The sequence below is a fragment of the Streptomyces sp. NPDC039424 genome (assembly GCF_055639495.1).
The window spans coordinates 1-11,889 of the sequence record NZ_JBVKAI010000013.1 but is presented as its reverse complement, the minus strand read 5'-3'; the positions used below and the strand labels follow the sequence as shown (position 1 = coordinate 11,889).

At 70.6% G+C, this 11,889-nt stretch carries 10 protein-coding genes and 3 pseudogenes; 11 read left to right on the top strand and 2 right to left on the bottom strand.

Features of this window, described 5'->3' with window-relative positions:
- Positions 1 to 196: 196 nt before the first annotated feature.
- The 6 genes and pseudogenes from ACZ7L0_RS28120 to ACZ7L0_RS28095 all read left to right on the top strand — a co-directional run bounded on the left by ACZ7L0_RS28120 (position 197) and on the right by ACZ7L0_RS28095 (position 6,428).
- Positions 197 to 2,311 carry an MMPL family transporter gene (locus ACZ7L0_RS28120; protein WP_471245354.1) on the top strand — a complete coding sequence of 705 codons (2,115 nt, stop codon included), beginning with the start codon at positions 197 to 199 and terminating at the stop codon, positions 2,309 to 2,311.
- 62 nt (positions 2,312 to 2,373) lie between these two features.
- Positions 2,374 to 3,792, top strand: a complete 1,419-nt coding sequence (locus ACZ7L0_RS28115) for a sensor histidine kinase (protein ID WP_471245353.1) — start codon at positions 2,374 to 2,376, stop codon at positions 3,790 to 3,792.
- An 8-nt stretch (positions 3,793 to 3,800) separates the two neighbouring features.
- Entirely contained in the window at positions 3,801 to 4,469 is a 669-nt protein-coding gene (locus tag ACZ7L0_RS28110) for a response regulator (RefSeq protein ID WP_471245553.1), read from the top strand.
- A 90-nt stretch (positions 4,470 to 4,559) separates the two neighbouring features.
- Positions 4,560 to 4,925, top strand: a pseudogene (locus ACZ7L0_RS28105) (transposase family protein); the annotation flags it as partial.
- Positions 4,926 to 4,990: 65 nt separating this feature from the next.
- Positions 4,991 to 5,593: pseudogene (locus ACZ7L0_RS28100) on the top strand (helix-turn-helix domain-containing protein); the annotation flags it as partial.
- Positions 5,594 to 6,338: 745 nt separating this feature from the next.
- A complete protein-coding gene (locus tag ACZ7L0_RS28095; RefSeq protein WP_471245552.1) occupies positions 6,339 to 6,428 on the top strand; it encodes a hypothetical protein in 90 nt (29 codons plus the stop codon).
- A 23-nt stretch (positions 6,429 to 6,451) separates the two neighbouring features.
- Here the strand turns inward: ACZ7L0_RS28095 and ACZ7L0_RS28090 are convergent, their stop codons facing one another.
- Positions 6,452 to 7,108 carry a TetR/AcrR family transcriptional regulator gene (locus ACZ7L0_RS28090; RefSeq protein WP_471245352.1) on the bottom strand — a complete coding sequence of 219 codons (657 nt, stop codon included), beginning with the start codon at positions 7,106 to 7,108 and terminating at the stop codon, positions 6,452 to 6,454.
- A 76-nt stretch (positions 7,109 to 7,184) separates the two neighbouring features.
- Here ACZ7L0_RS28090 and ACZ7L0_RS28085 point away from each other — a divergent pair, with 76 nt between their 5' ends.
- The 3 genes from ACZ7L0_RS28085 to ACZ7L0_RS28075 are packed head-to-tail and all read left to right on the top strand — an operon-like array spanning position 7,185 to position 9,181.
- Positions 7,185 to 7,877: an NAD(P)-dependent oxidoreductase gene (locus tag ACZ7L0_RS28085; RefSeq protein ID WP_471245351.1), complete on the top strand. Its 693-nt coding sequence runs from the start codon at positions 7,185 to 7,187 to the stop codon at positions 7,875 to 7,877.
- The gene (locus tag ACZ7L0_RS28080; RefSeq protein WP_471245350.1) at positions 7,874 to 8,278 is read left to right on the top strand and encodes a pyridoxamine 5'-phosphate oxidase family protein; all 405 of its coding nucleotides are present in this window, start codon (positions 7,874 to 7,876) and stop codon (positions 8,276 to 8,278) included. Before ACZ7L0_RS28085 ends, ACZ7L0_RS28080 begins: the two co-directional genes overlap by 4 nt.
- A gap of 30 nt (positions 8,279 to 8,308) precedes the next feature.
- Positions 8,309 to 9,181: a haloalkane dehalogenase gene (locus ACZ7L0_RS28075; RefSeq protein ID WP_471245349.1), complete on the top strand. Its 873-nt coding sequence runs from the start codon at positions 8,309 to 8,311 to the stop codon at positions 9,179 to 9,181.
- Between the two features lie 91 nt (positions 9,182 to 9,272).
- On the opposite strand, the gene ACZ7L0_RS28070 is transcribed toward ACZ7L0_RS28075, so the two are convergent.
- Positions 9,273 to 9,671, bottom strand: a complete 399-nt coding sequence (locus tag ACZ7L0_RS28070; RefSeq protein WP_471245569.1) for a hypothetical protein — start codon at positions 9,669 to 9,671, stop codon at positions 9,273 to 9,275.
- A 43-nt stretch (positions 9,672 to 9,714) separates the two neighbouring features.
- Here ACZ7L0_RS28070 and ACZ7L0_RS28065 point away from each other — a divergent pair.
- Both ACZ7L0_RS28065 and ACZ7L0_RS28060 read left to right on the top strand, forming a co-directional pair.
- Positions 9,715 to 10,597, top strand: a pseudogene (locus ACZ7L0_RS28065) (IS5 family transposase).
- Between the two features lie 48 nt (positions 10,598 to 10,645).
- Positions 10,646 to 11,692 carry a hypothetical protein gene (locus ACZ7L0_RS28060; protein WP_471245348.1) on the top strand — a complete coding sequence of 349 codons (1,047 nt, stop codon included), beginning with the start codon at positions 10,646 to 10,648 and terminating at the stop codon, positions 11,690 to 11,692.
- The last annotated feature ends 197 nt before the right edge of the window (positions 11,693 to 11,889 follow it).

The window sequence follows — 11,889 nt, the reverse complement described above, 5'->3', positions numbered from 1 at the left end:
AACTGCGCGACCAGCCCCCACCCACCCGCAGGCGAACACGCACCCGCGACTCCCATTACTCCCGGGGGAGTAATCCGCACCCCCCGCCACCCCAGGCAGTACCCGCAGGCTCCCCCTCCCGTCTGACGTAAACCCCTCCCCGTGCCGGAAGGCTGACAGCTGAAACGGTAGTCGTCGTAGCGAGGGAGATCTGCTCATGACGGTCGGGAAGACAACCACGAAGGGCGTGGGACGCAGGCGGGCCGTGCCCTGGGCGCTGCTCGGGCTATGGGTGGCCGTGCTCGCGCTGGTCGGCCCGTTCGCGGCGAAGCTCGCCGACGTGCAGCACGACCGGGCCACCGACTACCTGCCCTCCAGCGCCGACTCGACCCAAGTGGCCCGGATACAGGACGCGCTGCCCGGGGGCGAGAGCACCGAGATGGTGATCGTGTATCACCGGGGCGGCGGGCTGAGCGCCGACGACCGGCGGGTGGCGGCCGGGCAGGTCGAGGAGATCGCCGAAGCGCATGAGCTGGTCGGCGGGGCGCCCAAGGGGATTCCGTCCGACGACGGTACGACCCTCATGTACCCCGTCGTCAGCAACGAGCCCGGGAGCGACGAGAAGCTGCGGGACGCGCTCGTCGAGGACGTCCGGGGCATCGCCCGCGGCCAGGACGGGCTGAGCGTCGAGGTGGGCGGCACCGCAGCGCTCGGCACCGACGCCGGGAAGGTCTACGACTCACTCGGCGGGCCACTGCTCTACACCACCGTCGCCGTCGTCGCCCTCCTGCTGATACTGATCTACCGCAGCCCGGTGCTGTGGCTCGTGCCGCTCGTAGTCGCCGGCATCGCCGACCTCATGTCGATGGGCGTCGCGTACGGGCTCAACCAGGCCTTCGGTACCACCGTCACGGGCCAGAGCTCCGCTGTGATGACGATCCTCGTGTTCGGCGCGGGCACCGACTACGCGCTGCTCCTCGTCTCCCGCTACCGGGAGGAACTGCGGCGCAACGAGCGCCCGTACGAGGCCATGGTCGCCGCCCTGCGCGGCTGCGGGCCCGCCGTGCTCGCCTCCTCAGGCACCGTCGCCGCCGGCCTGCTGTGCCTGCTCGCCGCCGATCTCAACAGCAGCCGCGGCATGGGCCCGCTCGGCACTGTCGGTGTGCTGTGCGCGCTGATCGCGATGCTGACACTGCTCCCCGCCGTCCTCGTACTGCTCGGGCGGCGGGTCTTCTGGCCGCTCGTACCGGCCTACGGCAGCGAACCCAAACAGCGGCGGAGCCTCTTCGCCGCGATGGGCGACTCCGCCGGACGCAGGCCGCTGACCGTGCTCGCGACCGGAGCCGTCCTGCTCGGCGCACTCGCATTCGGCACGCTCAACCTGCCGGGACCGGTCAAGCAGGAGGATTCCTTCGTCACCAAGCCGGAGGCCGTCACCGCCATGGAGACCCTCGCCCGGGCTTACCCCGAGCGCGGCACTCAGCCCATCGACGTGATCACCCCGGCGGACCGCGTCGACCGGACCCTCGCGGCGATCCGGGCCACCCGTGGAGTCGAGAGCGCCGAGAAGAGCCGTACCGGAGACGGCTGGGCCGAGATCTCCGTCATCGCGAAGGACACACCCCAGTCGGCGGGAGAGACCGCCACCATCAAGTCCCTGCGCAGCGAACTGAAGGGCTCGTACGTCGGCGGGGACAGCGCCGAGCAGATCGACCTGGAGGACACCAACAGCCGGGACACGAAGATCGTCGTACCCCTGGTCCTCGTCTCGGTGCTGCTCATCCTGTTCGTCCTGCTGCGCAGTCTCGTCGCGCCGCTCATCCTGGTGGCCGCCGTGGTCGCGGTCTGGGGCGCGGCCCTCGGGATCGGCGGGCTGGCCTTCGGGCCGGTTCTCGGCATCAAGGGAACCGATCCGGGGCTCGGGCTGCTGTCCTTCGTGTTCCTCGTCGCCCTCGGCGTCGACTACGGCATCTTCCTCATGCACCGGATGCGGGAGGAGTCCCTGGCCGGCGCGGAACCGGCCGCCGCCGCGCTCACCGCCCTGCGGAGCACAGGCGCCGTCATCGCCTCGGCCGGCCTGGTCCTCGCCGCGACCTTCGCCGTGCTGATGAACATGGGGCTCGTGCAACTCGTCGAACTCGGCTTCGTGATCGCCGTCGGCGTACTCCTCGACACCTTCCTCGTACGGACGTACCTGGTGACCAGTGCCAGCGTCGCCCTGCACCGGAAGATGTGGTGGCCGGGCGGCCTCTCCCGCGAACCCGCGCCCGGCGCCGGGTCGTCCGAACCGACCGAGCCGCCGCGGCAGCCGGAACAGGTCGGCGCGCCCTGAACTGCCGGGCTCACCACAGCCGACCGGGCGCCTCTCCTGCCTTCTGCCGGAGGGGCGCCCCCATGACGGAAGATGGAGTCGTGCAAGATCGGGGAGCGACCTCAGCCGCAGGGGACCTGAGAACCACCGTCGTACGGGGTGACGCGCGGCCCCGCCGGATCGAGCGCGTCATGGCGGTCGTCAACCGGGACCCGCTCACCGCGCCGCACCGCACCCGCAACGACGCGTTCCTCGCCGTCGCTGTCGCCGTGCTGGCCGTCATCTTCGCGTTGCTCCTCGACGACGGACTCCCGCTCGGTCCGCCCGGCTGGGCCCTGCTGGCCGGCGCCCATGTGCCGCTCGTGTGGCGGCGCAGCCGTCCGCTGCTCGTGCTGCTCGCGGTGGCGGTCTGCGTCACCCCATACCACGTCCTCGACTACAACCACGCCGTACCGATCCCCGCGACCCTCCTGGCGCTCTATACGGTCGCGGCGACCGGCACGGTACGCCGCTCGCTGCTCACCGCTGTCGTCGTCCTCGGCCCGACGCTGATCATCAACAGCTTCACCAACCCCGACGGGGCACTGGAGCTCCTGCGGATCTCCGGCTGGATCATCGCGGTCCTGTTCTTCGGCGTCGACGCCCGTTTCTACCGCCAGTACGTTGCCTCCATCGTCGAGCGGGCCGAGCGGGCCGAACGGACCCGCGAGGAGGAGGCGCGGCGCCGGGTCGTCGAGGAGCGGCTGCGGATCGCCCGCGACCTGCACGACCTGCTCGCGCACAGCATCACCCTGATCGGCGTGCAGACGTCCGTGGCGGCCCACGTCCTCACCGTGGATCCGGACCGGCTCAACCGCAAGGCGGTCGCCCAGGCGCTCGACGACATCGCGGAGACCTGCCGGACGGCCCGGGGCGAGTTGCGGACGACGCTGGAGGTGCTGCGGGCGAACGAGATGAGCGTGAGTGTCGGAGGGGAACGGGAGTGGACGGCCGAACCCGGCTCCGGATCGAGTTCCGGTTCCGGGCTCGGCTCTCCGGACGGGCGCGGGCCGCTGCCCGGGCTCGACGGGCTGGGCGCGCTCGCGGAGGCGGCCAGGGTGGCCGGGGCCAAGGTCGAACTGTCCGTCCACGCGGACGGCGTACCGCCCTCGGTGGGCGCCGCCGCCTACCGGATCGTGCAGGAGGCGCTCACCAACGCCTTACGCCACGGGGGCCGCGACGACCTGACCGTCCGGGTGGGACTGCGGGCGGCGGAGGGGACCCTGCGGGTGACCGTCGCCGACGACGGGGCGGGGCAGGGGGCGGGCCGCGGGGTGAGTAGCGCGGTGCGCAACGGGGTGGGGCACGGACAGGGAGCCGTCGGCGGCGCGCCGGGGTTCGGGCTCGTCGGGATGCGTGAGCGGGCCCGTAGCGTGGGCGGCACACTGGACGCCGGACCGGGTCCCACCGTGGGCTTCGAAGTGACCGCCGAGCTGCCGCTGCCCCGGGAGGAACCCTCGTGACGGCCCCGATGCCGATCCGCGTACTGCTCGCCGACGACCAGACCCTCGTACGGGCCTCGTTCGCGATGCTCGTCGCGTCCGCCGGGGACATGGAGGTCGTCGCCGAGGCGGGCACCGGGCGGCAGGCCGTGGACCTCGCCCGTTCCGCGAGGGCCGACCTCGTCGTGATGGACATCCGCATGCCCGACCTGGACGGCATCGAGGCGACCCGGCTCATCGCCGCCGACGAGGACTTGGCGGGCGTGAAGGTGCTCGTCCTGACGACGTACGACACCGACGAGCACATCGTCGATGCGCTGCGGGCCGGGGCGTCCGGCTTCCTGGTGAAGGACATCCAGCCGGCCGAACTCCTCGACGCTATCCGGACCGTGGCCGCCGGGGACTCCCTGCTCTCGCCAGGACCCACCTCACGGCTCATCGCCCGTTTCCTGCGCGCACCCGACACGGCGATGTCAGCGGTGGGCGGCCCGGACGGGCTGTCCGAGCGGGAGCGGCAGGTGCTCACCCTGGTCGCGCGCGGGTTCAACAACACCGAGATCGCCGAAGCGCTGGGGCTCAGCCCGCTCACCGCGAAGACCCATGTAAGCCGAATCATGGGCAAGTTGGGGGCACGTGACCGGGCGCAGCTGGTGATAGTGGCGTACGAGTCGGGGCTCGTGATACCCGGGGCGGTCTGAGCGCCGCCGCCAAGTCCGGGTGTGTCAATTTAACGGCCCTGTCTCATATTCGGTGGTGACGCAGAGTGGTGAGGTGTCGTTGGTATCCATGTGAAGGATGTCAACGAGCTTGTGCAGACGGTGTTTTCAGGACTGTCCCCACTGGTCATCGAGGATGTGGTCGACGAGGGCGAGCGAGTCGTGGTGCGGGCACGGACTCCGCAGGACACTGCGGCCTGCCCGGTGTGCGGGGTGTCGTCGGGGCGGGGGCGGGTGCACGGCTATCACTGGCGGACTGTGGCTGACGTGCCGGTCGACGGGCGGCGGGTGGTGGTCCGTGTGCGGGTGCGACGTCTGGTGTGCCCCACCGGCGGCTGCCGACATACCTTCCGCGAGCAGGTGCCCGGAGTCCTGGACCGATACGAGCGCCGCACCACCCGCCTGACCAGGCAAGTCAAGGCGGTGGTCATGGAGTTACTGACCCTTTCGGCGTGATGTCGTTGGGGGCTGACGATGTGTGACCGTCGCGGTATGCCTGTGGTGTGAGATATCCGCAGGGTGGTGGGCTGACGCCTGAACGGCAGGCGTTTCGCGAGCGGATCCGGCTGGAGGCCGCGGAGCGATTCGCTGCGGGCGCCTGCACGCCGAGGTTGCCAAGGACTTACGGGTGAGTGTGCGCTCGGTGCAGCGCTGGCGCCGAGCCTGGCACGACGCCGGCACCGAGGGGCTGCGGTCTGCCGGGCCGGTGTCACGGCCCAAGCTGAGTGAGGCCCTGTTCACCGTGCTTGAGCAGGAGCTCGCCAAGGGGCCGGTCGCGCACGGCTGGCCGGACCAGACGTGGACGCTGGCGCGGATCAAGACGCTAATCGGGCGCCGGTTCCACAAGAGCATGACGCTGTCGGCGATCGCGCAGATGCTGCACCGGCACGGCTTCAGCCACCAGGTCCGGCCCGCCGAGCGGTCGAGCGAGACGAGGAGGCCGTGGCGGGCTGGGTGAAGGAGACCTGGCCACAGGTGGAAGGTCCGTGGCGGCGCTCGACGCCTGGCTGTGCTTCGAAGACGAAGCCGGCTTCTCGATGACGCCGCCCACCGCACGGCCCTGGGCCCGGCGCGGACACACACCCGTCATCCGGGTTAGGGGACAGTGTTCCGGCGATGTCGCGCAGGGAGCGGATCAGGCGTTGCGAGCGGACGTCAGGGAGGTAGGCGAGGGTGCGGTGGGCGGCGTGGGTGGCGGCGTCGAGGTCGGGATTGGGCTTCCTCGCATGGTGGAGGGCGATGTCGGCCGTGTACAGGGAGCGGTTGCGGGCGTGGCCGGAACTAAAGAGCATGACTGCCTGCTCGGCTCCGGCGCACGCTCGTTTGCTGGCCGAGATCGGCGCGGCACAGCGACTCCAGGCCAGCTAGTTCAGCGGGGACGTAGAACTCAAGCCAGTCAGGATCCGCGTCGGATGGGCCCTCGGCGTACAGGTCGTAGGCCCGGACCAAGGCTTGTTCGGTGAGGGTACGGTCGCCCTCCGGCCCAGCCGCGGGCCTGGCGCATCGCCAGCAGGGACAGCCAGCGGGGGGATCCGAGATGGGCTGCGGCGCGCTGGGCGACCTGGGCGGTTCCGACAGCTTCGCGGGGTCGGCCTGTGGCGTGGGCGAGGAGCGACAGGCAGGCGAAGGCGTGGGCCTCGAGCCCTGGGTCTTCGGCGTGCCGTGCGTTGGCGAGCCCCTCGGTGTACAGCGAGCGGGCGTCGTGGGTGCGGCCCGAGTCCAGCGCGAGCCACCCCGCGGCTACGGACAGTGTGCCGGTCGCGGAGTGGAGGTGGCGGCCCATGCCCTCGCCCGCGGGCCGCCGCCTCGGCCACCCCGTAGCCACTCCTCCGACAAGATTGAGTAGCGCGCCTGCTCAAGGACCAAGGCAGCAGCTATGGGGAGATCAGCAGCAAGATCGGTATCTCGAAGACCTCCCTGCACCGCTACCTCCAGGGGTAGCCGCATCGCAGGTGCGGAGGTGGTCAATGCCGGACGGCGCCTCCAGCGGAGGTCGGTGAGCCTCGACGGCCTGTTCTGGCGGTTGTCGCGGTGCGCAGCCTCGGGGCCAGAGCTGTGCGCAGTGCCGGGGTAAGGATGTGGCGGGTCTCGGACGGGGTGAGGGCGGCGGGGGTAGGCAAGGGGTTGAGGTAGCGGGTGTAGATAAGGCCGCCGAGGATCGTCACCACGGCTGTGGCGCGGGCGGTCGCGTCCCGGCCACCGAGAAATTCAACAAGCCGGGTCAGCAGCTCGTGTTCCAGGTATTCGCGGATCACTTCGGCGGCCTCGTCGCCCTGGGTGGTGAGCTGCTGGAAGTCGGAGTTCTCCCACAGATCCGTGACCGCGTCGATCAGGCGGTCGGGGAGGGTGGCCGGGTCGCCGCCGAGGACGTCGTCCACCGCCAGTGCGTTGGCGCACTGGAACTGCATCACCTCTGCGAACAGGCCCTTCTTCGAGCCGAAGTGGTAGGCGATCAGCGCCGGATCGACCCCGGCCGCCCCGGCAACCGCACGCACGGTGGTGCGCCGATACCCGTGCTCCAGGAACAACCCGCGGGCCGCCGAGACGATCACCTGGCGGGTCGGCGGGTTGCCGCGAGGGCGGCCTCGGGTGCGGGCGGGTGCGAGGGCGGCGTTATTCATCAACGTTGAGCTTGTGCTTCGTGATCAGCACAGTCAAGGGCGTTCCGGGAAACACACGAAGGGATGACCCGACACCATGCGTATCGCAGTCTTCGGCGCCAATGGACCGACCGGCCGCCACCTCACCGAGCAGGCCCTCGCCGCCGGCCACCAGGTCGTCGCCGTGACCCGCCGCCCCGGCTCCCTGCCCGCGCGGCCCGGCCTCACCGTGGCCGTCGCCGACGCCACCGACCCGGTGGCCGTCGATGCCGCGCTCGGCGGGACGGACGCCGTCCTCTCCGCGCTGGGCGCACGCTTCAGAAAGGAGACCATCACCACGTACTCGGCGAGCGCCACGGCCATCACCGGGGCTATGGCCCGCCACGGCATCAAGCGACTTCTCGCCGTCAGCTCCAGCATCACCGACCCGACCTGGCGTCCCACCGGCGCGCACTTCTTCAACCATGTGCTCGACCCGCTGGTGAACCGGCGCCTGGGCCGCACCCTTCACGAGGACATGCGCCGCATGGAGGACGTGATCCGTCAGACGAGCCTCGACTGGACCCTCGTGCGACCCTCGGGCCTGTTCGAGAACCCCGTCGTCACGGAATACCACACCGCCGAGACCAGCGCCGACGGCGTCTTCACCGCCCGCGCCGACCTCGCCGCGAGCATGCTGCGCGAGCTGGAGGAACGGCGGTACGTCCGGACAGCCATGGGCGTCATCACCACGGCCGTGAAGCCGAATATCGCCAAGCTGATCTGGAATGAGGGCGTGAAGAAGAAGTGAGCCGGGCGACCGCCGAACTCCCGGCCAGCACGCGGGCGTTCCTCACTAGCCCATACCCGGCCACCTTCACCACCCTCCGCCGCGACGGCACTCCGCACGTCACCCCCGTCCGCTTCACCTTCGACGCGTCCACCGGCCTGGCCCGGGTGACCACCCGGGCCAAGGCCCGGAAGGCCCGGAACGTGGCGGCGGGCGGCCCGGCGGTCCGCGTCGCGCTCTGCCAGGCGGACGGCTTTCGCTGGGTCACCCTCGAAGGCCGGGCCACCGTCACCGACGACCCCGCGCGCCTGGCCGAAGCGGTCCGCCGCTACATCGTCCGCTACCGCGCGGCCCCGCCCGCCCCGCTGGACCTGGTCGTCGTCGAGATCGCCGTCGACCACGTCCTGAGCCTCAACCTCTGATCCCCCGTACTGAAAGCGAAGTGACCCGCGATGCCCACCCTTCCCGTCCTCGAGTCCACCCTCCACTACCGCGAGTCCGGCGACCCCGCCGGGCTGCCGTTCGTCTTCCTCCACGGCAACCCCACCTCCTCCCACCTGTGGCGGAACGTCTTGCCGGGCGTGGCCGCGCCCGGCCGCCGCCTGCTGGCCCCGGACCTCATCGGCATGGGCGACTCCGGCAAGCCCGACCTCGCCTACTCCTTCGACGACCACGCCCGCTACCTCGACGCCTGGTTCGACGCCCTCGGCCTTACCGAGGCCGTCCTCGTCGGCCACGACTGGGGCGGCGCGCTCGCCTTCGACCGGGCCGCCCGTCTCCCGGGCCGGGTCCGCGGTCTTGCCTTCACCGAGACAATCATCAAGCCGCTGGTCGGCGACGAGTTCCCGGCTGCGGGGCGGGAGTTGTTCACCCTCCTGCGCACCCCCGGGGTGGGCGAGGCGATGGTCCTGGAGAAGTCGCTGTTCATCGAAGGGCTCCCGGACACGGTCGCCACCCCGCTCGCCCCTGCCGACCTGGAGGTCTACCGCCGCCCCTTTCCCACCCCGCGGAGCCGCCGCCCGGTGTTGGCGTGGACGCGCATGATGCCGCTGGACAGCGAGCCCGCCGACGTCGTGGCCCGCGTCGAGCACTACGACGCTTGGCTGGCCGAAAGCCCCGAAGTCCCCAAGCTGCTCGCCGCGTTCGAGCCGGGGCCCGGTGCGATGACCGACCCAAGGGCCGTGGCCTGGTGCGAGGAAAACATCGCAGGCCTGGAGGTCTCCCGTCACGGCCTCGCCGGTCACCACTCCCCGGAGGACCGCCCCGAGGAACTGGCCGCGGCGATCAGCGCCTGGGCCGACCGCCATGGCCTGGCGCGCCAATAGGTGTCCTCTACCACGACGTGCCGATCGTCCCAGGGCAAGCTGTGCTGCCCCAGACGGATGTACACGCCGCGATCGGGTCACCCTCGAACGCTCAGCGAACGGGAGCCCCGGACGCCGCCGCCCGGCCATCTCCTGGAAGCCCTGCCTGTGGGGCAGCAAAGACGCCATGGCGAAATGACTGCTCAATCAACCCATGGTCGAAGGAGGGTGGTGCGGCCCCACGCGGTGTCGCTGCACGCCCCTGTCCGTGTGGGGAGTTGGGCAGGGCGCGCTGCCCCCACTGCTCCTGCCCGTCCTCCTTCACCTGCTCGGCCAGGGTCGCCGACCAGTCGCGCGCCAACCGCGCCAGGTCACCCGCAGGAGGCCACCGCAGGTTCACCACGTTGACCGCCAGGGCCGCCACGCCAAGGGGAAACCCGAGCAGGCCTGCAGGCTCGACCACGCCGCCGTGGGCCAGCCGCACCACGGCATACAGCACGCTTGCCGCCACAGCTAGGCAGTTTCGTTTAGATCAGTCGGTCGTTGGTCCGGGTGTGCCGTTAACAGATGTGCAATGGGCGCGGATTGAGCCGTTGCTCCCGGACCGGACGCCGAAGCGGGGTGGCCGGTGGCGTGACCATCGTGAGGTGATCGACGCGATCGCGTTCAAGTTCCAGACCGGAACGCAGTGGGTCCACCTGACCGAGAAGTACGGCAACTGGCGAGGCGTCTACAACCGGCTGCGGATGTGGGCCCTCGACGGCACCTGGGAGCGGGTGTTCACCGCGCTGATGGCCCAGGCCGACGCCGACGAGGACCTCGACAGGGCCGTATCGGTGGACTCCACGATCGTGCGTGCCCACCAGCACGCGGCCGGGGCACGAAAAAAGGGGCCCCGGCCGGCGAACCGGCCGACCACGCCATCGGCCGGTCCCGCGGCGGGCTGACCACCAAGATCCACCTCGCGGCGGATGCCCGCTGCCGGCCCCTCGCGTTCGTTCTCACCGCAGGCCAGGCCGAGGACGCACCTGCCTTCACCGACGTCATGGCCCGCCTGCGTGTTCCCCGACGACGCGGACGGCCGCGAACAGGCCGGACGTGGTCCTGGCAGACAAGGCCTACTCGTCCCGTGCGATCCGCGACCACCTGCGCAGGCGCGGCATCCGGGCGGTGATCCCGGTCCCGGCTGATCAGCGTGGCCACCGGCTGCGTCGCGGCAGCCGGGGCGACAGACCACCGGCCTTCGACCGCGAGACCTACAAGCAGCGCAACACCGTCGAACGGTGCATCAACCGCCTGAAGCAGTGGCGCGGCATTGCCACGCGCTACGAGAAGACCGCGACCATCTACCTGGCCGGACTCCATCCGGACTCCATATTGCTGGCATTTTCCTCTGGTCCGTCTGCTGACAAAGGGAAGCTGCGTAGGGTCAGCTGACGTAGATCGGTACGCCCATTGTCAGACGCTGCTGGCAGCATCACCGTTATGAACGCCATCTTCACCACCCCACCGCGGCCGTTCGACATCACCGCGCTCTTCCCTGAGCTGGCTCCTCTGGCGCGGACGGCGACCCGGCTGCACCCGCGGCCGGGGGCGCCGACCGTGCGCGACAGCTCCGTGGGCGGCCCGCTCCTGTGGCCCGCCGGCGAGCCGTGGCCGCACTGCGACGAGCCGCACGACAGACACGCGGCGCCGGTGGTCTACTCACCGGACGACGTCCGGCTTCTCCGGCGCGACCGCGCCGTAGCGGCCGAGCGGCTGCGCCTCGACCCCCAGGCACCCCAGTGGACCCCCGAGGAACGGGCGACCTGGGAGCGGATCAATGTGGGCCGCCCCTGGTTCGACGCCCCCATCCCCCTCCTGCCCGTCGCCCAGCTCTACGCCCGCGACGTCCCCTTCCTGTGCCCGCCCGACGCGGACCTCCTCCAGGTCCTCTGGTGCCCCTTCGACCACGAGATGGCCCACCCCCGGACAGCCCTCTTCTGGCGCTCCTCCGCCACCGTCACCGACGTTCTCGACGCACCGCCCGAGCCGCCCATCGTCCAGCGGGACAGCTACCTCCCGGAGCCGTGCCTGTTCTCACCGGAGCAGGTCACCGAATTCCCCCACCCCGGGGAGCTGAGCAAGGAGCTCCGGGAACAGCTGGACGACATGAGTCGCTGGGAGACGATCGATCCTGCGCGGTACAACACGTACGCGGACGACCCGGGCGAGCTCTACCTGAACAACCTCTCCACCGCCCCTGGCTGGAAGACCGGCGGCTGGAGCAGCTGGCCCCGCACCGACCCCAAGCCCCGCCCCTGCCCCGAGTGCGGCACCGAGCAGGTCCCGCTACTCACCATCGCCTCCTGGGAATGGGACGGCGGCAGCGGGACCTGGATCGCCAAGGAGGAACTGACCAACCCGGCCCCGCCTCCCCTGGGAGCCCAGGACGGCAACTTCACCTTGATCGACATCATCGGCGGCTACGATCTCCAACTCCATGTCTGCCCGGCATCCCCGGACCATCCGCACATCGAACTGCTCCCGTGAGCCCGGCGGAAGTCCTCCGCGCCGACGCATACGCCACTATCGGTACCGCGATCGAGTCTCCAGTGAGCAGCCTTGGCCAACTACCAGATCATCCAAACGACGGGCCTTAGTACTGCAACGGTGCTTGTGGTGACTGATGGCCAGGTCAGGGGTTGTGTCCGTGTCGCTTGTAGTGGCTGGTGCGGGCTTGGTGTTGT